This window comes from Sphaerisporangium siamense (genome assembly GCF_014205275.1).
GTDB lineage: Bacteria > Actinomycetota > Actinomycetes > Streptosporangiales > Streptosporangiaceae > Sphaerisporangium > Sphaerisporangium siamense.
In genome coordinates, this window is the sequence record NZ_JACHND010000001.1 from 5,609,183 (window position 1) to 5,634,507 (window position 25,325).

28 protein-coding genes and 1 pseudogene are annotated in these 25,325 nt (G+C 73.7%); 15 read left to right on the top strand and 14 right to left on the bottom strand.

Annotated features, from left to right (window positions below; genetic code table 11):
- Window positions 1–116 precede the first annotated feature (116 nt).
- Together purB and BJ982_RS25770 are read left to right on the top strand one after the other, a co-directional pair.
- Entirely contained in the window at window positions 117–1,547 is a 1,431-nt protein-coding gene (gene purB / locus BJ982_RS25765) for an adenylosuccinate lyase (RefSeq protein ID WP_184884172.1), read from the top strand.
- Entirely contained in the window at window positions 1,544–2,332 is a 789-nt protein-coding gene (locus BJ982_RS25770) for an HAD family hydrolase (protein ID WP_184884174.1), read from the top strand. Before purB ends, BJ982_RS25770 begins: the two co-directional genes overlap by 4 nt.
- A 1-nt stretch (window position 2,333) precedes the next feature.
- On the opposite strand, the pseudogene BJ982_RS25775 reads toward BJ982_RS25770, so the two are convergent.
- Both BJ982_RS25775 and BJ982_RS25780 read right to left on the bottom strand, forming a co-directional pair.
- A pseudogene (locus BJ982_RS25775) lies at window positions 2,334–3,245 on the bottom strand (LLM class flavin-dependent oxidoreductase); the annotation flags it as partial.
- A gap of 105 nt (window positions 3,246–3,350) precedes the next feature.
- Window positions 3,351–3,731 carry a winged helix-turn-helix transcriptional regulator gene (locus tag BJ982_RS25780; RefSeq protein ID WP_203958787.1) on the bottom strand — a complete coding sequence of 127 codons (381 nt, stop codon included), beginning with the start codon at window positions 3,729–3,731 and terminating at the stop codon, window positions 3,351–3,353.
- Between the two features lie 303 nt (window positions 3,732–4,034).
- Between BJ982_RS25780 and BJ982_RS25785 the strand changes: the two genes are divergently transcribed.
- Window positions 4,035–5,078 carry a DUF4037 domain-containing protein gene (locus tag BJ982_RS25785; protein WP_184884178.1) on the top strand — a complete coding sequence of 348 codons (1,044 nt, stop codon included), beginning with the start codon at window positions 4,035–4,037 and terminating at the stop codon, window positions 5,076–5,078.
- 87 nt (window positions 5,079–5,165) lie between these two features.
- Window positions 5,166–5,954: a MerR family transcriptional regulator gene (locus BJ982_RS25790; protein ID WP_184884180.1), complete on the top strand. Its 789-nt coding sequence runs from the start codon at window positions 5,166–5,168 to the stop codon at window positions 5,952–5,954.
- Between the two features lie 39 nt (window positions 5,955–5,993).
- Here BJ982_RS25790 and BJ982_RS25795 read toward each other — a convergent pair whose 3' ends face one another.
- A complete protein-coding gene (locus BJ982_RS25795) occupies window positions 5,994–6,971 on the bottom strand; it encodes an NADP-dependent oxidoreductase (RefSeq protein ID WP_184884183.1) in 978 nt (325 codons plus the stop codon).
- A 57-nt stretch (window positions 6,972–7,028) separates the two neighbouring features.
- Here BJ982_RS25795 and BJ982_RS25800 point away from each other — a divergent pair, with 57 nt between their 5' ends.
- The gene (locus BJ982_RS25800; RefSeq protein WP_184884185.1) at window positions 7,029–7,982 is read left to right on the top strand and encodes an ArsR/SmtB family transcription factor; all 954 of its coding nucleotides are present in this window, start codon (window positions 7,029–7,031) and stop codon (window positions 7,980–7,982) included.
- A gap of 43 nt (window positions 7,983–8,025) precedes the next feature.
- On the opposite strand, the gene map is transcribed toward BJ982_RS25800, so the two are convergent.
- Window positions 8,026–8,793 (bottom strand): type I methionyl aminopeptidase, encoded by a 768-nt coding sequence (gene map / locus BJ982_RS25805; RefSeq protein ID WP_184884187.1) that lies wholly within the window; start codon window positions 8,791–8,793, stop codon window positions 8,026–8,028.
- Window positions 8,794–8,850: 57 nt separating this feature from the next.
- Here map and BJ982_RS25810 point away from each other — a divergent pair, with 57 nt between their 5' ends.
- On the top strand, window positions 8,851–9,123 hold the full coding sequence (locus tag BJ982_RS25810) for a helix-turn-helix domain-containing protein (protein WP_184884189.1): 273 nt from the start codon (window positions 8,851–8,853) through the stop codon (window positions 9,121–9,123).
- 27 nt (window positions 9,124–9,150) lie between these two features.
- Here BJ982_RS25810 and BJ982_RS25815 read toward each other — a convergent pair whose 3' ends face one another.
- The gene (locus tag BJ982_RS25815) at window positions 9,151–9,345 is read right to left on the bottom strand and encodes a hypothetical protein (RefSeq protein ID WP_307784607.1); all 195 of its coding nucleotides are present in this window, start codon (window positions 9,343–9,345) and stop codon (window positions 9,151–9,153) included.
- Between the two features lie 229 nt (window positions 9,346–9,574).
- Here BJ982_RS25815 and BJ982_RS25820 point away from each other — a divergent pair, with 229 nt between their 5' ends.
- Window positions 9,575–9,907: a hypothetical protein gene (locus BJ982_RS25820; RefSeq protein ID WP_184884191.1), complete on the top strand. Its 333-nt coding sequence runs from the start codon at window positions 9,575–9,577 to the stop codon at window positions 9,905–9,907.
- A 257-nt stretch (window positions 9,908–10,164) separates the two neighbouring features.
- Here the strand turns inward: BJ982_RS25820 and BJ982_RS25825 are convergent, their stop codons facing one another.
- Window positions 10,165–11,184, bottom strand: coding sequence for a tyrosine-type recombinase/integrase (locus tag BJ982_RS25825; RefSeq protein ID WP_184884193.1), 1,020 nt, complete (start codon window positions 11,182–11,184; stop codon window positions 10,165–10,167).
- A 505-nt stretch (window positions 11,185–11,689) separates the two neighbouring features.
- Here BJ982_RS25825 and BJ982_RS25830 point away from each other — a divergent pair.
- Both BJ982_RS25830 and BJ982_RS39645 read left to right on the top strand, forming a co-directional pair.
- Entirely contained in the window at window positions 11,690–12,088 is a 399-nt protein-coding gene (locus BJ982_RS25830; RefSeq protein ID WP_184884195.1) for a RidA family protein, read from the top strand.
- Between the two features lie 70 nt (window positions 12,089–12,158).
- On the top strand, window positions 12,159–12,641 hold the full coding sequence (locus BJ982_RS39645; protein WP_184884197.1) for a ribosomal protein L7/L12: 483 nt from the start codon (window positions 12,159–12,161) through the stop codon (window positions 12,639–12,641).
- 46 nt (window positions 12,642–12,687) lie between these two features.
- Here the strand turns inward: BJ982_RS39645 and BJ982_RS25840 are convergent, their stop codons facing one another.
- Entirely contained in the window at window positions 12,688–13,704 is a 1,017-nt protein-coding gene (locus BJ982_RS25840) for a tyrosine-type recombinase/integrase (RefSeq protein WP_184889320.1), read from the bottom strand.
- A gap of 111 nt (window positions 13,705–13,815) precedes the next feature.
- A complete protein-coding gene (locus BJ982_RS25845) occupies window positions 13,816–15,144 on the bottom strand; it encodes a HAMP domain-containing sensor histidine kinase (RefSeq protein WP_184884199.1) in 1,329 nt (442 codons plus the stop codon).
- A gap of 494 nt (window positions 15,145–15,638) precedes the next feature.
- Between BJ982_RS25845 and BJ982_RS25850 the strand changes: the two genes are divergently transcribed.
- The 3 genes from BJ982_RS25850 to BJ982_RS25860 all read left to right on the top strand — a co-directional run bounded on the left by BJ982_RS25850 (window position 15,639) and on the right by BJ982_RS25860 (window position 17,869).
- Window positions 15,639–16,550, top strand: coding sequence for a hypothetical protein (locus tag BJ982_RS25850; protein ID WP_184884201.1), 912 nt, complete (start codon window positions 15,639–15,641; stop codon window positions 16,548–16,550).
- Between the two features lie 11 nt (window positions 16,551–16,561).
- Window positions 16,562–17,203, top strand: a complete 642-nt coding sequence (locus tag BJ982_RS25855; protein ID WP_184884203.1) for a hypothetical protein — start codon at window positions 16,562–16,564, stop codon at window positions 17,201–17,203.
- Window positions 17,204–17,389: 186 nt separating this feature from the next.
- The gene (locus BJ982_RS25860; RefSeq protein WP_184884205.1) at window positions 17,390–17,869 is read left to right on the top strand and encodes a nucleoside deaminase; all 480 of its coding nucleotides are present in this window, start codon (window positions 17,390–17,392) and stop codon (window positions 17,867–17,869) included.
- Window positions 17,870–17,890: 21 nt separating this feature from the next.
- On the opposite strand, the gene BJ982_RS25865 is transcribed toward BJ982_RS25860, so the two are convergent.
- The 3 genes from BJ982_RS25865 to BJ982_RS25875 form a co-directional block, all read right to left on the bottom strand.
- On the bottom strand, window positions 17,891–18,592 hold the full coding sequence (locus BJ982_RS25865) for an SDR family oxidoreductase (RefSeq protein WP_184884207.1): 702 nt from the start codon (window positions 18,590–18,592) through the stop codon (window positions 17,891–17,893).
- Window positions 18,593–18,739: 147 nt separating this feature from the next.
- On the bottom strand, window positions 18,740–18,943 hold the full coding sequence (locus BJ982_RS25870; RefSeq protein WP_184884209.1) for a hypothetical protein: 204 nt from the start codon (window positions 18,941–18,943) through the stop codon (window positions 18,740–18,742).
- A 176-nt stretch (window positions 18,944–19,119) separates the two neighbouring features.
- Window positions 19,120–20,115 (bottom strand): NAD-dependent epimerase/dehydratase family protein, encoded by a 996-nt coding sequence (locus BJ982_RS25875; RefSeq protein WP_184884212.1) that lies wholly within the window; start codon window positions 20,113–20,115, stop codon window positions 19,120–19,122.
- A 196-nt stretch (window positions 20,116–20,311) separates the two neighbouring features.
- Between BJ982_RS25875 and BJ982_RS25880 the strand changes: the two genes are divergently transcribed.
- Together BJ982_RS25880 and BJ982_RS25885 are read left to right on the top strand one after the other, a co-directional pair.
- Complete coding sequence (locus tag BJ982_RS25880) at window positions 20,312–21,313, top strand: LacI family DNA-binding transcriptional regulator (protein WP_184884213.1); 1,002 nt, start codon at window positions 20,312–20,314, stop codon at window positions 21,311–21,313.
- A 176-nt stretch (window positions 21,314–21,489) separates the two neighbouring features.
- Entirely contained in the window at window positions 21,490–22,368 is an 879-nt protein-coding gene (locus BJ982_RS25885; RefSeq protein WP_184884215.1) for an SDR family NAD(P)-dependent oxidoreductase, read from the top strand.
- Between the two features lie 24 nt (window positions 22,369–22,392).
- Here the strand turns inward: BJ982_RS25885 and BJ982_RS25890 are convergent, their stop codons facing one another.
- The 3 genes from BJ982_RS25890 to BJ982_RS25900 form a co-directional block, all read right to left on the bottom strand.
- The gene (locus tag BJ982_RS25890; RefSeq protein WP_184884216.1) at window positions 22,393–22,758 is read right to left on the bottom strand and encodes an STAS domain-containing protein; all 366 of its coding nucleotides are present in this window, start codon (window positions 22,756–22,758) and stop codon (window positions 22,393–22,395) included.
- A gap of 172 nt (window positions 22,759–22,930) precedes the next feature.
- Window positions 22,931–23,338 (bottom strand): ATP-binding protein, encoded by a 408-nt coding sequence (locus tag BJ982_RS25895; RefSeq protein WP_184884218.1) that lies wholly within the window; start codon window positions 23,336–23,338, stop codon window positions 22,931–22,933.
- Between the two features lie 201 nt (window positions 23,339–23,539).
- Window positions 23,540–24,727, bottom strand: a complete 1,188-nt coding sequence (locus BJ982_RS25900) for an MFS transporter (protein WP_239122611.1) — start codon at window positions 24,725–24,727, stop codon at window positions 23,540–23,542.
- Between the two features lie 25 nt (window positions 24,728–24,752).
- On the opposite strand from BJ982_RS25900, the gene BJ982_RS25905 reads away from it, so the two are divergent.
- The gene (locus BJ982_RS25905; RefSeq protein ID WP_239122612.1) at window positions 24,753–25,088 is read left to right on the top strand and encodes a LysR substrate-binding domain-containing protein; all 336 of its coding nucleotides are present in this window, start codon (window positions 24,753–24,755) and stop codon (window positions 25,086–25,088) included.
- The last annotated feature ends 237 nt before the right edge of the window (window positions 25,089–25,325 follow it).

Below are 25,325 nucleotides of genomic sequence, written 5' to 3' on the forward strand. Positions count from 1 at the left end.
CATCTCCCTTGTGCGGAGCGGCCGATCGCAGGGACGGCTCGCCGTTCGCGGGGGAGGCGTCCGCCGTGGCGGGCCGTGCGCGGGTGGAGGAGGTGGTGCTTCTAGACTGGGGCAGCGTGACCGATAAGCCGCGCATTCCTAACGTCCTGGCCGCCCGATACGCCTCGCCCGAGTTGGCGCGAGTGTGGTCTCCTGAGAACAAGGTGGTGGCCGAGCGGCGGCTGTGGCTGGCCGTTCTGCGGGCGCAGGGCGATCTCGGTGTGGCGGTGCCGCCGGGGGTGGTGGACGACTACGAGGCCGTGGCCGGCAAGGTGGACCTGGCCTCGATCGCCGCGCGCGAGCGGGTCACGCGGCACGACGTCAAGGCCCGCATCGAGGAGTTCAACGACCTGGCGGGGCACGAGCACGTCCACAAGGGCATGACCTCCCGCGACCTGACCGAGAACGTCGAGCAGATGCAGGTCCGCGACAGCCTCGTGCTCGTGCGCGACCGGTGCGTGGCCATGCTGGCCGCCCTGGCGGACCTGGCCGCCCGGCACGCCGGCGTCGTCATGGCGGGGCGCTCGCACAACGTCGCGGCGCAGGCCACCACGCTCGGCAAGCGGTTCGCCACGGCGGCCGACGAGCTGCTGGTGGCGTTCGCGCGGCTGGAGGAGCTGATCGCCCGCTACCCGCTGCGCGGGATCAAGGGGCCGGTCGGCACCGCGCAGGACATGCTGGACCTGCTCGGCGGGGACGCGCCCAAGCTCGCGGCGCTGGAGGAGCGCGTGGCGGGGCACCTGGGCTTCACGGCCGGGCTGACCAGCGTCGGGCAGGTCTACCCCCGGTCGCTGGACTACGAGGCGCTGACCACGCTGGTGCAGCTCGCGGCGGCGCCGTCCAGCCTGGCCAAGACGATCCGGCTGATGGCCGGGCACGAGCTGGTCACCGAGGGCTTCCAGCCGGGCCAGGTCGGCTCCAGCGCGATGCCGCACAAGATGAACACCCGCTCCTGCGAGCGGGTCAACGGCCTGGCCGTCGTGCTGCGCGGGTACGCCTCGATGGCCGGTGAGCTGGCCGGGGACCAGTGGAACGAGGGGGACGTGTCCTGCTCGGTGGTGCGCCGGGTGGCGCTGCCCGACGCGTTCTTCGCCTTCGACGGGCTGGCCGAGACGATGCTGACGGTGCTGGCCGAGTTCGGCGCTTTCCCCGCGGTGATCGCGGCCGAGCTGGACCGCTACCTGCCGTTCCTGTCGACCACCAAGATGCTGATGGCCGCCGTGCGGGCGGGCGTCGGCCGCGAGACGGCCCACGAGCTGATCAAGGAGCACGCCGTGGCGGCGGCGCTGGCCATGCGTGAGACCGGCGCGGCCAACACGCTGCTGGAGCGGCTCGACGCCGACCCGCGCTTCCCCCTAGACCTTCCCGCGCTGCGCGCCGCGCTGGCCGACCCGGTCACCTTCACCGGCGCGGCGGCGGCCCAGGTCACCGAGGTGGTGTCCCGGGTGGAGGCCGTGGTGGCCCGCCACCCCGAGGCCGCCGCCTACCGGCCCGGCGCCATCCTGTGACCGCCGGCTCCTCTGAACCCTGCGCGCCGGGCCGATTACCGGCCGATCCCCGGCCCGGGGCGGACGCGGACGGGTCCCCGGCCGCGCCGTCGCTGGTGTTGTGGGACATCGACCACACGCTGATCGATTCCAGCGCCGTGACCCAGCGGGTGTACGCCACCGCGTTCCGGCGGGCGACCGGGCTGCCGATGCGCCTGCCGTGGCGCTTCGACGGCCGCACCGAGCGCGCCGCCGTCACCGACGCGCTGCGCGAGCACGGCCTGGATCCGCACGACGGCGGCCTGTTCCGCGCCTTCGCCGAAGCCCTCACGGCCGAGATGGGCGCCCTCCTCGGCGCCATGTCCGCCGAGGGCCGGGTGCTGCCCGGCGCGGTCGCCGCGCTGACCGCCCTGGGCGCCGTCCCGGGCGTCCACCAGTCCGTCCTCACCGGCAACCTCTTCGCGATCGCGGAGCTGAAGCTGCGCGCGTTCGGCCTGACCGGGTACGTCGACCTGCGGCTCGGCGCGTACGGGGAGGACGCCTACGAGCGCACGGACCTGCCCGTCCACGCCTTCGGCAGGGCCGGGCGGCACCTCGGGCGGCGGCACGACGGCGCCGGCACCGTCATCATCGGCGACACCCCGCGCGACGTCGCCACCGCGCGGGCCGCCGGGGCCAGGTGCGTCGCCGTCGCGACCGGCTCCCACGGCGTCGCGGAGCTCCGGGCGGCCGGCGCCGACATCGTGCTCCCCGATCTGTCCGACACCACGGCCGTCCTGCGGGCGGTGACGTCCGTCAGGCCGTGACGGCCGGGCGAGGGGGGCCGCCGGCGCGGCGTTCGCGTTCGGCGGCCTCGCGCAGGGCGGGCGCGACCTCCGCGCCCCAGACCTGGATCGCCTCCGCGTCGTCGCTCATCAGGATGAACGTGCTCACTCCCTGGTCGAGCGCGAGGGGCAGCAACTGGTCGACCCATTGCCGCGGGGGTCCCTGCAGGAACCCCTCGTCGCCGGTGGTGAACCGGCCGCCGATGTTGAGCAGGCGGCGGATCTCACCCGGGGCGCGCCCGGCCTCGGCCGCCGCCTCGTCGATGATCTGGTTGCCCCGCTCCAGGGCGCCCTCCTCCAGGTACGGCAGGCTGGGCAGCCATCCGTCGGCCTTCGCGCCGATGAGGCGCAGCATGCGCGGCTTCAGCGCGCCGAGCCAGATGGCGATGTCGTGGGCGGGCTCCGGGCCGCGTTTGGCCCCTTTGACCTGGTAGTGAGCGCCGTCGACGCGCACGCCGCCGCGCTCGGAGGGGTCCCAGACCGCCCGGATGACGTCGATGGCCTCGCTCAGCGCCTCCACCGCCTCGCCGGGGGTGCGGCGCGGGCCGCCCATCGCGGTGACCGCGTCCTGGAAGCCGCCGGCGCCGAGGCCGAGCTCGAAACGGCCGCCGGACAGCAGGTCCAGGCTCGCCGCGGCCCGGGCGAGGACGGCCGGGGGCCGCAGCGGCAGGTTGAGGACGTTGCCCGACAGCCGCACCCGCTCGGTCCGCGCGGCGGCCCAGGTGAGCAGCGTCCAGGTGTCCAGGAAGGCGGGCAGGTAGGGGTGGTCCTGGAAGGTGACCAGGTCCAGGCCCGCCTGTTCGCTGAGCCGCGCCAGCGCCACGACCTCGTGCGGCCGCTGGTTCTGCGGGGTGAGGAAGGTACCGAACATCAGCGCGTGTCCGTAGTCGGCCATCGCCCGCTCCTACTTCGAATCCAGAAGTGACTACGCTCTCCGGCGCACACTAACCGTTCCGCCGTACCGCCTGTTCCTGTGGCCGTTCCCCGGGACGGCACGGCGTCACCGCGCGGGTCCCTCCGGCTCCAGATGCTCCCGCGCCCATCGGGAGATCTGCTCCAGCGCGGGCATCAGCGCCCGGCCGGCGTCGGTGAGGGCGTAGGACACCGAGACGGGCGGCCCCTCGCCGACGGTGCGTGCGACCAGCCCCGCGCGGGTCAGCTCGGCGAGGCGGTCGGTGAGCACCGAGTCGGAGATGCCGCCGACCGCGCGCGACAACTCCCGGAACCCCGTCGGCCCGCCGCCGAGCACGCCGAGCAGCACGGCGTTCCAGCGCTTGCCGAGAAACCCGAACGCGCGCGACAGCGCCGCGTCGGCGCGCAGGCAGGCGTCGGACGCGCCCGGCACGGTGCCCGCCCGTGAACCCTTGGTCGTCCTCGCCACGCCTTCACGCTAGCACCGCCGATGCGCCTTCGAGTTTCGAAGCGGCCAGGCCTCAGGGGCGCGTGGCGCCGTAACGGACGAGGCCCAGCAGGTGTTCGGCCTGGCGGGCGTCCACGCCGGTCAGCACGATGCCATTCGCGATCATGAGCGGGCTGGAGGAGTGACGCGCGCACCGCAGGAGGCGGGTACGGCGCCGTCGGAGGCCGATCAGAGTGGTCGGCGCGGCCGGCGGGGGAGCGGTTCGGCCGGGTGAGCGGAAAACCAGGTGAACCCTGGCGATCCGCGATGCACAGTAATCAAGTGATGTCCGATTTCGCGCCTGGATTCGTGCCCGGCCTGGAGCTGTCGCGGGCCTACTACACGGAGGTGGTCAAGCCCATCCTCGGTGAGGTGCCGCACGGCGCCGCCCTCATCGGCCCCGGCTCGGAGGTCCTGTCCTTCGACACCGAGCGTTCCACCGACCACGACTGGGGGCCGCGCGTCCTGGTGTTCGTGGACCCCGATCTGGCCGAGGGGATCGCCGCGCGGCTGCCCGAGGCGCTGCCCGCGCGGTTCCGCGGATATCCCACGGCCTTCGGGTCGGACCGCAACCCCGTACGGCACGGGGTGCTCGTCACCGGGTTCGGCGCGTGGGCGCGCGCCCGGCTCGGCTTCGACCCGCGCGGCGAGATCGCCACCGCCGACTGGCTGGGCGCGTCGTGGCAGCGCCTGGCCGAGATGACCAGCGGCGAGGTGTACCACGACGGTCTCGGTGATCTGGGCCGCGCCCGCGAGAACCTGCGCTGGTACCCGCGCCAGGTGTGGCGGTACGTGCTCGCCTGCCAGTGGCGGCGCGTCGCCCAGATCGAGAGCTTCCCCGGCCGCTGCGGCGAGGTGGGCGACGACCTCGGATCGCTGCTGGTCACCGGCCGGCTCGTCGAGGACCTCATGCGGCTGTGCCTGCTGATGCGGCGCCGCTACCCGCCCTACGCCAAGTGGCTCGGCAGCGCCTTCGCCCGCCTGCCCGGCTCGGCCGAACTCGGGGAGAGCTTCGCGGCCGCGCTGTCGGCGCGCGGCTGGCGCGACCGCGAGGACCACCTGTGCCGGGCCTACGAACGGGTGGCCGCCCTGCACAACCGCCTCGCCCTCACCCCGCCGCTGGACCCGTCGGTCCGCCCGTACTTCGACCGGCCCTTCCGCGTCATCGGCGCCGCCCGGTTCGCCGAGGCGCTGCTGGACGGCGCCGGCCCGGAACTCGGCGCGCTGCCCCCGCTCGGCGCGGTCGACCAGTTCTGCGACAGCACCGACGTACTCGCCGACGCCACCCGCTCCCGCACCCTCAGCCGGGCCGTCCACATCGCCGCGTGACCGCCCCCGCCGCCCGAGCGCCCCGCCGTCCACCAAACCGGGGACCCGGCTGGACACCGCCACAAGGGGAGACCCCATGCTGGGGGCATGGACGACGAGGACAGCGGCGCGCTGATGCCGATCGGCCGGTTCGCCCGGCTGTGCCGGCTCAGCGTCAAGCAACTGCGCCACTACGCCGACCTCGGCCTGCTGGAGCCGGCGCACGTGGACCCGCTCACCGGGTACCGGTACTACCGGGCCGGTCAGGCCCGCGACGCGCTGTCCATCGGGCTGCTGCGCTCCCTGGACGTACCGCTGGCGGCGATCGGCGACCTGCTCGCCGGCGCCGAGCCCGCCGACGCCCTGGGCCGGGTGCGCGACGCCATGGAGGCCGAGCTGACCAGGCGGCGCAGGGCACTGGCCACCCTGGAGCACCTGCTGGCCGGGGGGCTGCCCACCGTCCCGGTGAGCGTCGTCCACGAGCCGGCCCGCCGCGTGCTGGTCACCGGCGACCTCGCCGACGGGCCCGGCGACATCGGCCGGGTCACCTCGCTGTGCGTGACGCGGCTCCCGGTCGAGCTGCGCGCCTCGATGATCGGGCTGTTCCCGATCGAGCTCGGCGACCGCGTCCCGGTCACCGTGGCGGCGGTCGCCGGGCCCGGCGTCGAACGGCCGGGGCTCACCGCGCGCGTGCTGCCGGGCGGGCCGTTCGCGCGCGCCGTGCACACCGGGCCCTACGACCAGACCCCCTTGACCGCGCACGGGCTGCTGGCCTGGTGCGCCGAGCGCGGTCACCACCCGCGGGGCCCGCTGCGCGAGGTCTACGTCTCCGACCCCGCGCTCACCCCGCCCGACGAGCTGATCACCTACCTGATGGTCCCCCTGGACGAGACATGACCGGCCAGCGGTACGGCGCACGAGCCTGCGCCGGGCCTCTCACACCCTGACGATCATCTTTCCCGTGTTGCCGCCGCCGAGCATGCTCAGGAAGGCGTCCACCATGTTGGGCAGGCCCTCCACGATCGTCTCGGGCGCGACGACCCGTCCGGCCTGCAGGTAGGGGATCAGGAAGTTCTCCAGCTCCGTCTGCAGGTACTTGTGGTCGCGGACGAGGAAGCCCTCCAGCCGCAGTCGCTTCTCCACGATGTCGAACAGGTTGCGCGGCGCGGCCGGCGGGATCACGGAGTTGTACTGTCCCACCGCGCCGCACCACGCGATCCGCCCGCGGGGGCGCAGGGCGCCGATGGCGGCCTCCAGGTGGCCGCCGCCCACGTTGTCCAGGTACACGTCGATCCCGTCGGGGGCGGCGGCCGCCAGCCGCCCGGGCAGGTCGCCGGCCGTGTAGTCGATCCCCACGTCGAAGCCCAGCTCGGCGGTGAGGTACTCGGCCTTGGCGGCCGACCCGGTGCTCCCGATGACCCGCTTGGCGCCGAGCAGCCGGGCGATCTGCCCGGCCGCGCTGCCCACCCCGCCGGCCGCCGCGGAGACGAACACCGTCTCGCCCGCGCGCAGCTGGGCGATGCGCGCGAGCCCCACGTAGGCCGACAAGCCCGTGCCGCCCAGCACGCTCAGATAGGTGGTGAGCGACAGGCCCGGCACCACCGGCAGGACCCGGACCTCCTCGTGCGTGACCAGCGCGTGGCTACGCCATCCGTGCCGGTGGAGGACCAGGTCCCCGACCGCGAGCAGCGGGTCACGCGACCGGACGACCTGGCCGATGGCACGGCCCTCCAGGGGAACGCCCAGCTCGTCGACGTCCATCCTCTCCCGCATGTACGGGTCCACCGAGAGGTAGAGGTTCTCCACCAGGGCCTGGCCCGGGCCGGGTGCCGGAGTGGGGACGTCGAGGTAGGCGAACTGCTCGGCGGCGGGCCACCCCTGGGGCCTGGCCACCTGATGCACGATGACAGCCATGGTCGCCGAGTCAAGTGCGCCCCCGGCCGCGCCGGTACTGATTTAGCATATGCCTTAATGATCACCTACCGGTTGTCCGTGGACGATCTCGCCCAGGTGCGTTTCGCGCGCTCACCGCTGCTGGAGACCGTCACCAGCCTGTGGGCGCTGCGCCGGCCGGACCGGTACCCCGTGCACCTGCCCTGGATCCGGCGGACGCGCGCGGCCCTCGCGGGCGCGGCGGCGGCCGACGTCGCGGTGCTCGACAGCCTGCTCGACCCCGAACGCGGCTGGCTGCCCGACTTCCTCACCCCGCGTCCTGAGGAGCCGCGGCCCGGCCTCGCCGGCGAGCTCGACCGCCTGCGCCGCACCCCGCCGGACCGCGCCGCGCGGGACTTCCGCGCGGTCTACCGCTCCCACCCCCTGCCGGGTACCACCGACCCGGTCGTCATCGCCGGGGTCCTGGAGCGGTACTGGGACCTGGCGGTCGCGCCGCACTGGCGGCGCATGCGGGCCGTGCTGGAGGCCGACATGCTGCACCGGGCGCAGCGCATCGCCCAGGACGGCGCCGCCGCGGTGCTGCACGACCTGGACCACCGGGTCACGTTCGCCGACGGCGAGCTGCACCTGTACGCGGGCCACGCGCTGCGCTACGACGTCGCCGTCGCGGGCCGCGGCCTGTGGCTGGTGCCCGCGCTGTTCGCGCCGCAGACCATCGCTCCCGTCGGCCCGGACGAGCCGCCCACCGTCGTCTACCGGTGCAGGGGCATCGGCACGCTGTGGGAGCCGTCCCTGGCGCGCCCGCCGAAGGCCCTCGCCGAACTGATCGGCGCCACCCGCGCGGCCCTGCTGGCGACGCTGGACGACCCGATGTCGACCTCCGAGCTGGCCCGCCGCCACGGCGTCACCCCGAGCGCCGTCTCCCAGCACCTCGCCGTGCTGCGCAGGAACGGCCTGCTGTCCCGATCCCGGGTCGGCCAGGTCGTCCTCTACTCCCGCACGGCCCTCGCCGACCGGCTCATGGCCCAGTGACCGCGCGCCGCCGGGGACGCCGGGCGCATGGTCCAGGCGGAGATCAGGGGAGGGTCAGGACGCGGGGGCCGTCGTCGGTGATCGCCACGGTGTGCTCCACGTGCGCGGCGCGGCTTCCGTCCACGGTGAGCAGCGCCCAGCCGTCGGGGGCGGTCCGGTAGCGGTCCCGGCCGCCGGCCATGAACATCGGCTCCAGGGCCAGCGTCATGCCGTGCCGCAGCGGCAGCCCGCGCCCGGGCCTGCCCCGGTTGGGCACGTGCGGGTCCTCGTGCATGTGCCGCCCGATGCCGTGCCCGCCGTAGTCGGCCAGGATGCCGTAGCCGTGCTCGTCGGCGACCGCCCCCACGGCGTGGCCGATGTCGCCGAGCCGCCCGCCCGGGGTCGCCGCGGCGATGCCGGCCCGCAGCGCGCGCTCGGTGGCGTCGATCAGCTCGGCGTCGCCGGGCCGGGCGGGGCCGACGGTGAAGCTGATCGCCGCGTCCCCGGTCCAGCCGTCCAGCCGGGCCCCGCAGTCGACGCTCACCAGGTCGCCCGGCCGCAGCCGGTAGCCGTCCGGGATGCCGTGGACGACCACGTCGTTGACCGAGGTGCAGATCACCGCCGGGAACGGCGTGGGCGCGAACGACGGCCGGTAGTTCAGGAACGGCGCGCTCGCCCCGGCCTCATGAATCACCGTGCGGGCGACCTCGTCCAGCTCGGTGAGCCGAACTCCGGCGACGGCCTGCTCGCGCACCGCGGCCAGCGCGCGGCCCACGACCCGGCCCGCCTCGCGCATCGCCTCCAGCTCGGCATCGGTCTTGATCTCCACCATGTGATCCCCGCCCTCCAATTAAAATACCGGTATAATCATCACGGTACTATAGATGGCATGGTGCGCATCCCGCTGACCGGACCCGAACGCGAGCGCGGCGAACGGCTCGGCTCCCTGCTACGCCAAGCGCGTGGCGACCGCAGCATGGCCGAGGTCGCGGCGGCGGCCGGCATCTCCGCCGAGACGCTGCGCAAGATCGAGACCGGCCGCATCCCCACGCCGGCCTTCTTCACCGTCTCGGCCCTGGCCGAGGCGCTCGGCATCTCCCTGGACGCGCTGGCCACCGTCTGCGCCGAACACTCCGCCCGCCACCGCCGCCTGGCCGGCTGACCTCCTCCCGCGCCCGCGCGGGGCAGGTCACGTCCGCGTGGCCGGTTGCCGCGGCTCAAGGTTGCGGGCGGGTCCGCGCCATTCGCGGAACAGCACGGTGGCGCCGTCCTGGAGCCGCCCGTCGTGGTGATCCAGAACGGCCTGCATCAGCCGGCGCAGCGTCTCGGGGGCGGGCGTCTCATCGGCATGGTGGCGGATGACGAAGTCGGTGAACCGCTCCACCCCGGCCGCCAGGGTCGCGCGCCTCGGTGACGCCGTCGGTGTACAGCGGCAGGCGGTCGGAACGCTCGCGCGCTCCCGTGCGTGGCGCAGTAGTGTCATGGTCAGTTTTCCGTAGCGACGCCGTCGTGTCAGGCGCGGCGGTGTCATCGGCGAAGTCGGAGGTGATCGCGGTGCATCCCATCTCCCGATAGCCCCATCCCGGGGCGTCACGGAGCCGAAAGGTGCCCGTATGAGCAAGACCGACAAGACCCGGCCGTGGTGGGTCCAGATGGCCGACGCGCCCATGGTGACGTGCCTGCCCGTTCACGATCACCGGTTCGGCGGATGCACGCTCCCCGGCGAGATCACCGCCGACTCCGCTCCTCCCTACCCCATGGAGGGCTGCCACTGGCAGGTCCCCATCTCTCTCTGGTTCGGCCACCGCACGCGAGCCGCACGCCGGGAGGGGTACCACATCCGGCGCGAAGACCGCCGCCGCAGCCGCCATCAGGCACGCCGTGAGCTGAGCGCCTACCGGCCCGGCCCGAGAGAAGGCGCGGCCCTGGAGGGCGGCGCGCACTGATCGCTTCCCGTACCGCCGGGACGTCCGCCCGCGCGCGGCCGCGCGGGCGGGCACCGGCGGGTGCGGGTCATGGACCGGGCGGCGCGGGTTGGGGATGCTCCCGTACGCACTGCGCTTGTCCCGTTCCCGGGGGAAGCTTCAGGCATTCGGCGTACCGATCCGTGCGCTCGGAGTAGTCGCTCCAACTCCACCACATGTCCCGCTCGCTGAGGAAGGCGACCGGCGCGCGGCCCGCACGATCGCTCGGAGGAGGCCGGTCAGTCGCCGGCGGCGGGGCGCCGCAGCAGGGGGTGGGTGCGCATCGCGACCTCCAGCTCGCCGGGGAGCTCGTCGCGGTAGCGGCCCAGGGTGGCCAGGTCGCGGTGGCCGAGGACACGGCGCACCGCGTCCATGTCCACCGCGTCGGCCAGCAGATGGGTCGCCGTGGTGTGCCGCAGGCCGTGCGGCGTCACCGAGCGCCGCTGGGCCGGCGGCACCCGCCGCTGGACGCGGTCGATCACCGCCTGGACGTCGCCGCGCGCCAGCCGTCTGCCCCGCCACGACAGCAGCAGGGCCTTCTCGGACGTGGCGGGCCGCCCGCCGGCCAGGTAGACCTCCAGCACCTCGGCCACGTCGGCGGGCAGCGGCACGTCGCGCGTGCGCCCGCCCTTGCCGAAGATGCGCCAGTAGCGGACGCCGTCGTTGGTGTAGAAGTCCTCGACGTTGGCGCGGACGAGCTCCGACACCCGCGGGCCGAGCGTGGAGAGCAGCAGGACGATCAGCGCGTCCCGGGCCTCCATGCGCTGGTCACGCCGCCCGCCCTCCGGCTCGGCGGACGTCAGCGACCGCGCCGCGCCCACCAGCCCCTGCGCCTGCTCCCGGGTGAGCGCCCGGCGCTCGGCGCGCAGCCCGCCGCGTTCCTTGGCCGTCACCGTCACGGCCGTCATCGGGTTGACCTGCACCCACCCGGTCAGCGTCGCGTGCTTGAAGAACGCCGACACCGAACGCCGGAACCGCGACTGGGACGAGGCGCTCTGCGAGGCGGGGCCGTCCGGGGAGGAACGCCGCCCGTCCGGCTTGCGGGCGAAGGCCAGCAGCACCGCGTCGACGTCCTCACCGGTCAGATCGTCGAGCACCCGCCCCGGGCCGGCCAGGGCCGAGAACGTCCCCACGTCGCGCGCGTACACCTCGGCCGTCGCGGGCGACAGGGCGCCGGTGACGGTCTTGGCGAGGATCAGCTCGATATAACGGTCGGCGGACTCTTCGACGGTGATTCGCTTCAGCTGGGCGGGCCGCATCTATCAGCTCAGTCCTTTCCGATCCATTCCATCCATCCGGTCCTTCCTATCCCGCGATCACGCCGACCGTACCGGCCCCCACCGACAATTCCACGCTCCCATCTCCGCCCGGCCGGCAAATGACGCCCACCCCGGCCCCACCGGCCCCGGAGAGGCTCCGGAGCGTGGCCGTGAAAGGGCGGAAAGTCGCCGGCGATTCCCAGGCGATATGAACCGGCGGATTTCCCGGTCGGACGCGCGGAAGCCGGCTAACGTGCCGGCGGCCGAGACGTGACAGATGGGGGAGTAGGCGAGATGAAACGATTTCTGTCCGTTCTCAGCATGTCCGCCCTCGTCATGGCCCTGGTGTCCGGGCGCCGCACGCGGTGAGCGCGCGGCCGGACCGGGGTGCCGCGCGTCGTGGGCACGCGCGGGAAAACCCGGTGACAGGTGGGCTGGAGGCCGGGATCATGGCGCTGCGCGGGCCGGCCCGGGGGTGGTCTGCTGTAGCCGTTGGAGGAGTCTCATGGCCACTTATACGACCGTTCCGGGGCTGCTGTCGCCTCCGGGGTACGCGCATGCCGCTGTGGTGGAGGCGGGGGAGCGGCTGGCGTTCATGGCGGGAGCCGTGCCGTTGGATGTCGAGGGCGGGCTCGTGGGGGCGGGGGAACCTGCCGCGCAGGCCCGGCAGGTGCTGGCCAACCTGGAGACCGCCCTGCGCGCGGTCGGCAGCGGTCTGCGGCACGTCGTGGCCAGCACGGTGTACGTCGCCACCACCCGGCAGGAGGACCTGTACGCCGTCTGGGAGGTCGTCCGGGCGTCCGAGCTGTCGGCGGGGCCGCACACCTCCACGCTGCTCGGCGTGTCGCTGCTCGGCTATCCCGGCCAGATCGTCGAGATCACCGCCACCGCCGTGGTCCCATGAGCCGGGCATTTCCGGCGATCCCGGCGCGGCTCCCGCCCCACGAGGGCCCCGCCGCGTTTAGCATTCAGACATGATGGGGATCGGCTTGCCGGAGATCCTGGTCCTTCTGGTCGTCGGCGTCGTGGTCGTCGGGCTCTTCGCCGCCCTGACGCGCCGGGGCGGCAGGGCCACCGGACCGTCGTACGTGTCGGCCTGGCAGGACCACGGCGCACCTCCCTCTCCCGGCGACGTGCAGGGACAGGCGTACGCGCTGGTCGCGCAGGGCAAGAAGATCCAGGCGATCAAGCTGGTCCGCGAGCACACCGGCCTCGGCCTCGCGGACGCCAAGGCGTACGTCGACGCGCTGGCCGAGAGCCGTCCCGTGCCGCCCGCGGTCGCCCGCAAGGTCGCCCCGCCGCCCCAGGCCGCCGTCCCCGCGCCGCCCCGGGATGATCTGGCCACCCGGGTGCGGGCTCTGAAGGCCGACGGCCGCGCCGAGCAGGCCGTGTACCTGGTGCGCGGCGAGACCGGGATGGGCCGGCAGGACGCCGAGGCGTTCGTCGCGCAGCTCTGACCCGAGTCCGGCGCCGCTCCGCGGCTTATGCCGTCCCCGTCCGGTGCTACGGAGCCGCGGGCCGGTCCACTCCGGGTGTGCCGGGGTCGGAGGCGTCCGGGCGCAGTCCCTCCAGCACCGCGTAGGCGGGGTTGCCGCGCGCCGCGTGGCGCACCTCGCGCGCCGTCGAGGCCACGTACGCCTGCCCGGTGACGATCGAGGAGTGGCCGAGCAGCTCCATGAGCTCGTGCGCCGAGGCCCCCCGCTCGGCCAGGCGCGTGGCGAACTCGTGCCGCAGCGCGTGCACCAGCGTCCCCTTCTGCACGCGGTCGTGGATCCCGGCGTACCGGTAGCACTGGCGCACCAGGTACTGCAGCCCGCCGCGCCGCAGCGGCTCGTTGCGCAGGTCCACCAGCAGCGGCGCCGACCGGGGCAGCGTCGTGAGCCCGAACCGGGTGAGGCGGCCGGCCAGGTAGACGTCGATCAGGCGCTCGATCGGCGGCTCGATGGGCAGCGAGCGCGCCTTGCCGCCCTTGCCGACGACCTGGACGCGCCGGTCGCCCTCCGTGCCGCCGATCGACCCGACCGTCAGGCCGAGCAGTTCGGCGGAGCGCATGCCGGTGACCAGCGCCAGCGCCAGCACGACCAGGTCGCGCTCCACCCAGGGGTCGCGCGCCTCGCGCGCGCCGGCGGCGATGCGCTCCAGCAGCGTCGCCGACGCCGTCCCGTCGCCGAGCAGCGGCTTGGGCGCCTTGGCGGGCTGCTTGGGGCGGGGCACGGCCGCCATGGGGTTGCCCTCCAGCATGCCCTCGGCCACGCAGAAGGTGAGGAACTGGTTCCAGGCGCTCCAGGCGCGGTTGACGCTGGCCGCCGAGCGCGGCTCGGCGAAGTCGGCGAACGCCGCACGCACCAGGCGTCCGCCGAGCGAACGGACCTCCAGGTCCTCCACCGGGACGCCCGCCACGCCGGCCGCCGCCCGCGCCACCAGGCGCAGGTCGCGCTCGTACCCGGCCAACGTGTGCGGCGAGAGCTTCTTGGCGCGCAGCGACGACAGGAACTCGGCGACGGCCTCGGGCACACGCATCAGCACCAAGGGGATGCCTTCACCCACGACGCCTCCGTACCCCGGACATGCCACAAGTGTTGTGATTATGCATGAAATCCGGACCGTGCGGCGTGCCGACACGCCGTACGGTCACGCGCCGGAGGCTCCCGCGGCGGGCGGCCGGGCGGGCGTGCCGTCCAGGGACCGCAGCCGCAGAACGAACCGGGCGCCGCGCGGGGAGTCCTCGACCCGCAGCGTCCCGCCGTGCGCCACCGCGATCTCCCTGGAGATCGCCAAGCCCAGCCCGGTCCCGGCAGGGTCGCGGCGCCGGGCGTCGTCCAGCCGGACGAAACGGTCGAACACCCGCTCGCGGTCCGCGGGCGCGATGCCGTCCCCGTCGTCCTCGACGGTGAGGACCGCCTGCCCGTCCACGGCCTCGACGCGGACGACGACCTCGCCCTCGGCGTGCCGCTGGGCGTTGACGACCAGGTTCTCCACCACGCGCGCGAGCTGGATGCGCGACCCGCTCACCGGGACCGCCGACGGCGCCCGCACGCGGACCGGGACCGCGTTCACCCGTGCCCCCGTCGCCTCGGTCGCGAGCGCGGCCAGGTCCACCCGCTCGGGCGGCACGGGGTCGGCCGCGCGCAGGCGGGCCAGCTCCAGCAGGTCGGCGATGATCGCCTCCAGCCGGTCGGTGGTCGCCAGCGCGCCGCGGATCGCCTCGCGCGGGTCGACGTCATCGGGGTAGGCCAGCGCCTCCTCCAGGCGGGCGCGCAGCCCCGCGAGCGGGGACCGCAGCTCGTGGGAGGCGTCGGAGGCGAACCTGCGCTGCTGCTTGACCGCCGTCTCCAGACGGGCGAGCGTCTCGTTGGCCGTGCGCGCCAGCATGGTGATCTCGTCGCGGCCCGGCGGGAGCGGGACGCGCCGGCTCAGGTCGGTGCCGGTGATCTCCGCCATCCGCGCCGAGATCGTCTGCACCGGACGCAGGGTGCGGCCGAGCATGGTCCAGCTCGTCCACCCGACCAGCCCCACGATGGGCGCGGCGCCCACGGCGATGCCGATGTCCAGCTCGTTGGTCGCGAGGATGGCCGGCTCCGTCATCCCCGCGTAGACGACCGGGGAGCCGGGCGTGGGGGTGGCGCGGATCGCCATGAGGATGACACACCCCTGGCTCGTGCCGCACTCGGTGATGTTCTGGAACCGGTCGTCGGGCGGCGGGCGCACCCGCGACAGCGGCAGCTGCTCCGAGGCCGCCCTGCTGGCGTTGGTCACGCGGCCGCGCGCGTCCACGACCTGGACCAGGTCCACCGGGCGCCGCGCCGGGATCGTGCGGGGCACCGTGCCGGCGCGGACGGCCGCGCTCCACTGCCCGGCCACGCGCTTGTTGTCCTCGAACGCGTCGGCCTCGGTCTTGTACCGGATCGCGGCGGCGAGGCTGGCCCCCACCGTGGCCAGGAACACGACCGACAGCGCCATCGCCAGCAAGGTGTAGCGGGCCCGGATGGAGGCCGGGGAAAGCGCTTTCCACCTCGTACCGTAGGGCCGGCGAAGGAACCGGGGGACGACGTTCAGGGGACGCTCCGATCAGCACGGGGACGCATGGCGGTCCGGAGGGCGGCGGGCGTGGGACGCGGGGCCATGCGGCCGGGGACGGTATCGCGGCGACGTCCCGGCTCGGGGAAGACGTCCGCCACCACGGCCCGCGCGGGGCCGGCGTTGTGGCCGGGGGAGCGAGGCCTGTACGCCTGAAAAGTACCTCCGACCTGCTATAACGCTAGCATCAGACGTAAATGGCTTCGGCAAAAGACTTGGCCAAGTCTCGCCGCGCCCCATGCGTCCGGCCGGGGCGCGGGCGTGCCGGGTACGCGATGGACGGCGAACGAGCACCCCGATCAGATGCCGAAGGTGAGGGTCGACCACGGCCATGTGGACGAGGAGCGGGCACCGCGACCGCTCCGAAGGGGCGCGGTGTGCTCGCCGCGTACGACGAGATCCTGCGGACCATCAAGAGCGACCCGATAATGATCATCGGCGGCTACGAATTCGAGGGTTTCGACTGGAAGACGACCGATCCGCTCACGGTTCAGTTGACGGTGCTCGCCAACAGGATCGACCGCGCCATCCGGGTCGCCATCAGCAAACGGTATCCCGACATGCTGTACCCGTCCGAGCCGAGCACGCTGGTGAAGGTGTGGGCCGAGGTTGAGGACGGCGCGTTCGACATCTTCCACCTGATGGATGAGACGGCCATCGGGGCGGTCCGGAAGGTTCTGCCCTTCGACGTCGGCCCGCTGGAGGGACACAACTTCAAGAAGTGGCTGAAGAAGCTGTTGGGGGGCGACTTCTCGGTGCTCTACGACCCGCGCGCGTCCGTCGGCACCGACCCGAAGCCAGAGCGCCCGGAGCGCGGATTCGTGCTGCGGGTGCAGGAGATACTCCGCGCCGTTAGGAACAGGGGTAAACCGGCGTACGCCCTGACCATGCAGTCCCAGACGACGGCGAGCGCACGGAAGCTGGCCTCCGCGGTGCACATGGCGAATCCCAAGATCCTGGCGACCGGGAAGGGAATGATACAGACGGCGGTCTTCGGGCATGTCGAAAAGGTCGTCATCCTGATGTCGGAGAATCCAGGGATGACCGCTCGTGACCCCCGGATCCGGCAGACTCTGCGGGCAATGGCCGAGGCGGTGGAAGTGGCGGCGGGAACCACAGAGGCGCGAACGAACAAGGATCTCGGGAAGGCCTTGGCGTCGAGCCACGAGGTCGCACAGGACATCATCGCCGCGCTGACGTCGAAGAAGCTCAGGCAGACGTGGGCGGAACTTCGCCAGGTGCTGCGGGAGATCGAGGGCGGGCAAGGTCCCGGACAGGACGCAGGATAGGAGTTCACCAGGTGCCCGACGAGCTGGAACAGTTGAGGACCGAGGCGTCGAGCCGCGGGTACGGGCCGATGGCGCGCCTGGCGCGAGCGCTGTACGAGGCCGGCCTGCCCCCGGAGCAGGTCCTGCGCGAGTGCTACGGAGCCGACCTGCCCCGGGAGGTCTTCTCGATCGCGGCGGCCGACCCGTACACACTGGGCCTGCTGGCGAAGTGGGCCAACCAACCTTGGCAACTGGCCGTACCACTGGACCGAGGTGGCCCGGCGTCTCAAGCCGACACCTACGAGCCGAAGGAGCGGCGGGTCCACGTCCTGGACCCCGACCTGCTTCCCCTGGTGTTCTTGATCCGCCCGGGCATCGACATCGAGGACGACGGCCTGGTGCTCTGCTACCGCCTGACCGAACTGGCAGCAGGCAGATCAACGATCTTCGGCGTCCGCGAAGACGCCGACAACCCCTCAGAGGCGACCCGACTCGGCGACTCCCTCCTGGCCGTCCTGCACAGGCACCACACGAAATACCTGCACGAACTTGAAGAGGAGTCGGCGAACACGGAGGACAAGGGCGAGTACGACTTCGTGGACCCGGAAGAGCTGAGAGAGGTGAGAGCCCTGGTAGACCGCATAGAGACCTTCCAGCACGAAGCACAGACCTGATCGGTTCCCGTCGCGGCTCTCGGCGGCGCCTTCGCTTCGAAGGGTTCTTGCGAGCTAGAGAGCGCCATGCTGGGTGCGGCGTCAGGGCCGGTCGTCGCGCGGCACGACCTCGGCGAGCGAGCGGCGTGCCGCGGCCGGGGTGATCGCGTAGCATGGCGCCCCGGTCCGTCGAGACTGGAGGTCGCCATGGTGAACGACATCGACCTGCGGCACCTGCGCAGGTGTGTCGAGCTCGCCGCCGAGGCGTTGGCAGAGGGGGACGAGCCGTTCGGGTCGGTCCTGGTCGCGGGGGACGGCGCGGTGCTCGCCGAGGACCACAACCGGGTGGCCGGGGGCGATCGCACCCGGCACCCGGAGTTCGCGCTGGCGCGGTGGGCGGCGGCCAACCTGACCCCCGAGCAACGCGCGGCGGCGACCGTCTACACCTCGGGGGAGCACTGCCCCATGTGCGCGGCGGCGCACGGCTGGGTCGGGCTCGGCCGCATCGTCTACGCCAGCTCGTCCCGGCAGCTCGCGGCGTGGCTGGCCGAGCTCGGCGTCCCGGCCCCGCCGGTGCGCACGCTGCCGATCGGCGAGGTGGTGCCGGGCGCGGTCACCGACGGGCCCGTCCCCGAGTTGGCCGAGCGAGTACGTGAGCTGCACCGCCGCTTCCATCGCGCCGGCTGATCGCCGCTTCGGCCGGGAGGGTTAGACGGGCTGGCCGATCGGCCGTATGACCACGGTGTTGACGTCCACGCCGCGCGGCTGGGTGATCGCCCACACGATGGACTCGGCGAGCTGGGCGGCCGTCAGCAGTGAACCCTCGGGCGGCCCGCCCAGGCCGTCCCAGAAGGGGGTCTCCACGCGCCCCGGGGCGATCAGCGTGACGCCCACGCCGTAGGCGGTGACCATGCGGCGGGTGTTCTCGGCGAGACCGGTCACCGCCCACTTGGTGGCCCCGTAGATGTTGCCGGGGGTGTTGACGAAGCCCGCGACGCTGCCGACGAGGACGATGCGCCCGCCGGTCTCCTTCAGCGCGGGCAGGGCGGCCCTGATGAGCAGCGCGGGGCCGAGGACGTTGGTGAGGATCATCTCGCGCCAGCGGGCGGGGTCGCCGTTGTCGAGGGTGTCGTGGCTGGCGAAGCCGGCGTTGGCGACGGCGGTGTCCAGCCGCCCGAACTCTTTCACGGTGGACTCGACGGCCGCGGTCACGGACTCGTCGTCGGAGGCGTCTCCGGGGAGGGTCAGCAGGCCGGGCGGGTCGCCGAGCCCGGCGGCGAACCGGGTGAGGCGGTCGCGGTCACGGCCGGTGACGGCGACCCGGTGCCCCCGGTCGAGCAGGAGCCGGGCCGCGGCCGCGCCGATGCCGCTGGAACCACCGGTGATCAACGTGACAGGGGAGTCGGTCATGCGCCGCACCCTAGGACGTGGAGCGCGCTCCAGGTCAAGCGATCACCCGGGACGCGCGCACGGTCCGGCATGTCGCCATCCGGCCTGCGAAGCGCGCGGCCGGGGTCCGCGGCGGGTCGCGTGCCGGGCCCGCCGCGGACCCGCCGCTCAGCCGCCGGTCACCGAGAAGATGTCGACGCGCGTGTTGTTCAGGACGTCCTTGACGACGACGTCCCTGACGTTCACGTCCACGTCCACGGGGGCGGGACCGTCGGCGCGGACGGCGGACGCGGACGCCGTCGCGGCGGTGACCGCGAGGACGGCGCCGCCGGCCAGGGCGGCGACGGCGAGCAACGAGGCGATCTTGCGCATGACTGCTCCTAGGGGGAGGAAACGATCGGCGGCCGGGACGCCGCCGCCTCCGAGCATACTGATGGTAACGTGATGGTTACTCTATGCCAGTGAAGTCGCTCACGATCCGGTGCGTCCCGTGCCCCTCCGGGGTGAAGGAATGTCCACCGGTACGGGCGGCCGGGTTCCGCCGGGTCCTAGGCGAGCATGGCCAGGACCTTCTCTTCCTTGTCCGGGGAGAGGCCGTGCCGGGGGCGGTCGGGGCGGGCGGATGGCTCGCCTTCCGAGCGGAGCCAGTTCCAGGTGTCGGTGACGGTGTCCTCGACGGAACGGCAGGCCAGGCCGGCGGCGAGCGCGGCCGAGACGTCGCAGTCGTGCATGCCGCCGTACTCGGCGTCCTCCGGCAGCCAGATCGGCAGCTCCACCCACGGTGCGAGCCCGGCCCGCTCGATCACCTCGGCCGGGGTCCACACCAGCTCGGCATCCGACCCGGTCACCCGGCGCGCCGCCTCCAGCAGCCCGCCCATCGTGGCGATCCCCGGCGGGCCGACGATGTTGAAGGCGCCGCCCAGGCCGCGCGCGGCCCCGTCCAGCATCCACGCGGCGAGGTCGCGGGCGTCGACGTACTGGAGGGGACGTCCCGGACGGCCGGGGGCCAGCACGCGTCCGCCGCGTTCGAGCCTGCGCAGCCACCACGGCAGCCGGCCGATGTCCTCGTACGGCCCGAGCACCAGCCCGGCGCGGGCCAGCAGCGCCCGGTCGCCGAACGCCGCGAGGACGGCCAGTTCGCCGCCCCGCTTGGCCGCCGCGTAGTCCTGATCGTCCTCGTCGCCGGGGTCGGCGTCGACCACCGGGGCGTCCTCGCCGGCCCCGATGGGCATCGGCCACCGGTACACCGACCGGCTGGAGACGTACCCGTAGTGGCCCGCCCGCCCGGCGAGCAGCCCGCAGGCGTCCCGTACCACGCGGGGCGCCCCGCTCCAGGTGTCGAGGACCGCGTCCCACTCCCGGCGCCCCAGCGCGCCGCGCAGCGCCGCCGGGTCGGTCCTGTCGGCGGTGATCGTCTCGACGCCCGCGGGGGCCGTGCCGGTCACCCCGCGGTTCAGCATGGTGACCTCGTCGCCGCGCGCCAGGGCCCGCTCGATGATGGCTCGCCCCACGAAACGGGTTCCGCCAAGGACGAGAATGCTCATTCCGGACGTCATACCGGCACTCTGGCCGAGCCCGCCCGCTCAGGCCAGCCGGATTCACCGAGGGCGTAGTGGCAGGTCCCGCCGTGGCCGTGGGAGCCTCGACGGCGGCGGGGCCGGGACGGCAGGATCGGCGGGGACGGCGTCGTCCGGCGGGGCGCGGGTCCCGGCCGCCGTGGCGTGAGACCTGGGAGGGGCTGTGACGGGGCGGGCGACGATCTATGACGTGGCCACCGAGGCGGGGGTCAGCATCTCGACGGTGTCGCTCGCGCTCAACGCGCCGGGCCGGGTCAGCGCGGCCACCCGCCGCAAGGTGCTCGCCGCCGTGGACGCCCTGGGCTTCGTCCCCAAGCCCGACGCCGTCGCGCGCGCCCGGCGCGGCGCGGGCCGCGTCGGGGTCATCGCCCCGCACACCTCCTACGCCACCGTGGCCCGCCGTGTGAACGGCGTCCTCGCCGCCGCGGCGGCGCGCCCGGTCGAGGTCGTGCTCTACGACCAGCGCTCGGCGGCGGAGAGCACGTCCCCGCTGCTGGCGGCGCTGCCGGTGACCGGGCGGCTGGACGGCCTGCTCGTGGTGAGCCTGCCGCTGGACGACGGCGTGGCCGCGCGCCTCACCGGCCTCGGCCTTGCCACGGTGCTGGTGGACGTGCGCCACCCGGGGTTCGACTCCGTCGGCGCGGACGACGAGGCGGGCGGCCGGCTGGTCGCCGATCATCTGACCGGTCGCGGGCACCGGCGCCTGGGGTTCCTCGGCGAGGCGCAGCGGACCGGCGCGTACGTGTCCCCGTCCGGGCGCAGGCTCGCGGGCTTCCGCGCCGGGCTCGCCGACGCCGGCCACGACCTCCCCGAGGGCGCGGTGCGGTTCGCGCGGCACGGCGTCGCCCCCGCCGCCGAGGCCGCCGCCGCCCTGCTGTCGGGGCCCGGGCGTCCCACGGCGGTCTTCGCCGCGGACGACGTCCTCGCGGCGGGCGTGCTCAAGGCGGCGCGCGCCCTCGGACTGCGGGTGCCGGAGGATGTGGCCGTGGCCGGGTTCGACGACGGCGAGCTGGCCGAGGCGCTGGAGCTGACCACCGTGCGCCAGCCCTTGGAGGAGTCCGGCCGCGCGGCGATGGAACGCCTGCTGCAACGCCTGGAGTCTCCCGCGGCCCCGGCCCGCGAGACCACGCTCGCCCTGCGCCTGGTCGAACGCGCCACCACCTGATGACCGGGAGACCAGCGTCCACGAGGGACGGCGGGCACCCAGGTCGCGCCCGGCGCCAGGCCGTCGGCCGGTCGCCGCTATAGGACGGGAAGCGTCAGGCGGTCCGCCGAGCGATCTGTCGAAGTGCTTCGACAAAAGCACTTGATTCGCCAGGGGGCCCGGCGTCTGATGGAGAGATGGAGAAGAAGAATGCGGGACGCTCGGAACGCGCCGCGAGGCCAGAACGCGCGGCACGCGCGGAGATCCGCTCGTACGTCGTGACCGGCGGCGGCCGGGGCATCGGCAGGGCGGTGTGCGAGCGGCTGCTCGCCGACGGGCACGCCGTGGTGGCGATCGAGCGCGATCCCTACCCGGAACCGCGCCCGCCCGGACGCCTCACCGTCGTCGAAGGGGACGCCGCCGAGGAGGCGACCGCCGAGCGGGCCGCGGCCCTCGCCCGGCGCGCCGGCGTCCTCAGCGGCTGGGTGAACAACGCGGCCGTGTTCCGGGACGCCTCGCCGCACACCGCGCCCTCCCGCGAGGTGCTCGGCCTCATCACGGCCAACCTGGCGCCCGCCGTCGCGGGCTCGGCCGCCGCGGTCCGCGCGTTCCTCGCCGCGGGCACCGAGGGGTCGATCGTCAACGTCTCCTCCTACCAGGCGCGCCAGGCCGTCCCCGGCTGCCTGCCGTACGTGACGGCCAAGGCGGCGCTGGAAGGGCTGACCCGGGCGCTGGCCGTCGAGTACGGGCCGTACGGCATCCGCGCCAACGCCGTCGCGCCCGGGTCGGTCGCCACCGAGCGCTACCGGGCGTACCTGGAGGCCCGCGAACCCGCCGCGCGGGCGGGCGTCGAGGAGGAGATGCGCGTGCTGCACCCGCAGGGGAGGGTCGCGCGGCCGGAGGAGGTCGCCGCGGTGATCGTCCACCTGCTGTCCCCGGAGGCGAGCTTCGTCAACGGCGCGACGGTGCCCGTCGACGGCGGCCGGTCGGTGCTCGCCCGCGACCCCGAGAGCCCTCCGGAGAGCGCCGTCCGCGCGGGGCCGGTCCGGGACGCGTCCGCGCGTCCCGGACGGTGAGACGACGCCCGAGGGTGCGCGGGGTCAGGCGCCGGGCAGCGCCGCACGGGCCTCCTCGGCGGTCGGGTAGGTGGCGAAGGCGCGCGCCACCCCCGTCAGGCGGAAGATCCTCTCAATGCGCTGGTTGAGGCCCGCCAGCACGACGCCGCCCTCACGCGCGGCCAGGGCCCGGCGCGCGCCCAGGAAGACGCTGATGCCGGTGGAGTCGCAGAACGTCAGCCCGGTCAGGTCGACCACCAGGTACCGGGCCTCCGCGGCGTACGCCTCGTCGAAGGCCTTCTGCAGGGCCGAGGCGCTGCCGTGGTCGAGTTCCCCGGTGAGCACCAAGGTTCGCACCGAGGATGGCTGCGGATCGCCGGAGCCGGTGTCGACGTGCACGGTGAATTTCATTGGACGACCTATTCGAGGCGGGCGCTGGACCAGCGGAGGGGGCGGGAGAGGCGGAGAGGGGCACGACCGCGGGGGCGGGCCGTGAACCCGCTCCCGGCGGCGGATCCTTCACGTCGGTGACGATATGCGAACCGGGGATCTCTGCCCACTCGCCACCGGATCTTCGTGACCCCTACTCGCCCGCGTGCCCGGCGATGGCCTGCCGCAGCCGTACGGTGGAGCCCTGCTCGTCCTTGGTGATGTACACCTCGTCGCAGAGCTGCCGCATGAGCCAGAGCCCCCGGCCGCGCAGCGTGCCCACGCCGGGGTCGGACGCGTTGGCGTGCGCGGGGACCAGCAGCCCGAGGCGGTCGTGGATCTCCACGGTGACGAAGCGGCCGTCGTGCCAGGCGATGACGTGCCCGCGGCCCTCGGCGTGGTCGAGGACGTTGGCGGCGGCCTCGTTCACGGCCAGGACCAGGTCCTGCAGGCGGACGCCGGTCAGCCCGGCCTCACCCGCGAAAGCCCCGATGTTCCTGCGCAGTTCGCCCAGGTCGTCGGTGATCGGCCAGTACGCGGGTGTGCGCCCACTGACATTCACCGGCATTCCTCCACCTACATAGCCAGCCGCCGACCCTGGCACGAGTCCGCTACCGCGACGACCATACTGCCTGCCCGCCCCTGGCAATGCCCAGGCGGCCCGGTAGGTGAGGTTCCGGCCCGTACCGCGCCCGGACGCGCGCCCCCGTCCAGAGGCTGCTTCCCCGCCCGGCCGCGACCATGCGGCCGACCCTGGAATGACTCACCGCCGGGCGGTGGAGGGCGCCAGAGCGTCGCCGGCGGCGCGTGAGGTCTTCGGGCGGACGCCGGCGGTGAGGAGCAGCGAGGCCGCGGTCAGCGCCACGCCGAACCAGACGACGCTCGTGACCCCCAGATGATCGGCGAGGAGTCCGCCGAGAAGCGCCCCGATCGCGATGGACGTGTTGTACGCCATGGTGTTGAGCGACATCGCGGCCTCGAAGGTGCCGGGCGCGGCGGCCTGCGTCATGGTGATCTGGGACAGCTGGACGACACCGAAGGAGAATCCCCAGAGGATCAGTGAGACGGCCGGACCGGCCGCGCCGTGACCGATCGTGAGCAGCGCCAGCAAGGAGACCACGATCCCGAGGCAGCCGGCGATGAAGCCGGCCCTCGGATTCCTGGTCACGGTGTGTCCGGCGACGAAATTGCCGGCCGCGCCTCCGGCGCCGTAGAGCATCAGCAGCACGGTGATGAGGAGCGGAGAGGCGGACGCGCTGTCCTCCAGATAGGGCCGCACGAACGTGTACGCGCCGAAATGGCCGAGCACGAACAGGACGACCGTCAACAGCACCAGACGTAGCGGGACGTTCTTCAGCGGAAGCCCGAAGACCTCCCGGACCGGGACCGCGTTCGCCGAGGGCAGCGACGGGATCAGGACGACCACCGCGACGAACACCAGCGCGCCGAGGCCCGCCCAGACGAGGAACGTGGTCCGCCAGCCGGTGAGGCTCTCCACGACCGTCCCCAGCGGTATGCCGACGACCGCCGCGATCGAGATGCCGGACATGACGACCGCGGCCGCCCTGCCCGCATGGCGTTCCGGAACCAGGCGCATCGCCATGCTCACGCCGATGGCCCAGAACACGCCGCTGGCGAAACCCATGACCAGCCGCGTCGTCAGTACCAGGGGATGGTTCGGCGAGACGGCGGTGATCACGTTGCCCAGGGTCAAGATCGCCAGGAGCGCGGACAGCAGGACGCGCCGGTTGACGCGCCTGGTCCACGCCACGATGAACGGCACGCCGAGCCCCGCCGAGACGCCGTACAACGTGACCATGAGCCCGGCGGCGCCCACGGATACGCCCAGGCTCGCGCTGACCGGCGTGAGCAGGCCGACGGGCATCAACTCGGTCGTGAGGAAGACGAACAGGCTGGCCGTGATCGCGGCGACCCCCAGCCAAGACCTCAAGGCCGCGCGCGGATGTACGTCATGTGTGACCATCTTCTGCTTTCCGATCATCGACTTCCGCGCCGGCGCGGCCGGGCGGGCGCAGTCGGACGAGGCCTTCGCGGCCGCGGGGGTCCGGCGCGAGGTGCCCTTCGAGGTGTCGTCCGCCGACCTCATGGTCGATCTGGTCCGGCAGGGCCTCGGGGTCGGCATGCTGCCGGCCGCGTACGCGCCGCGCTTCACCGACCTGCGCGTCATCCGTCTTCGCGACGCCCCCACGCGGGTGGAGCACCTGATCTGGCACTCCCGGCCGTCCCCGGCGGCCACGGCCTTCCTCGACCTGCTGGCCGCCGCCCCAGCGTCCGCTGCGCGGCCCGCCTGACTCGCACGCCCCCGAAAGGGTGGCCCGGCCATGTGGCCGGGCCACCCCTTGTCCGTCCGCGCGGCCTGCGCGGGCGGGCCCGGCGACGAGGAGTTCCGCGCCTTGCCTCGCGTGCTCACCCACCCATCACCGGGACGGCCGGTGGTCCGCACGATGGGCGAAATACACGACAGTAGGTGTCGTATTTCGTAGGGAGCATGGTGGCACCGGCGTCCATGGCGGACGCGGGACAGATGA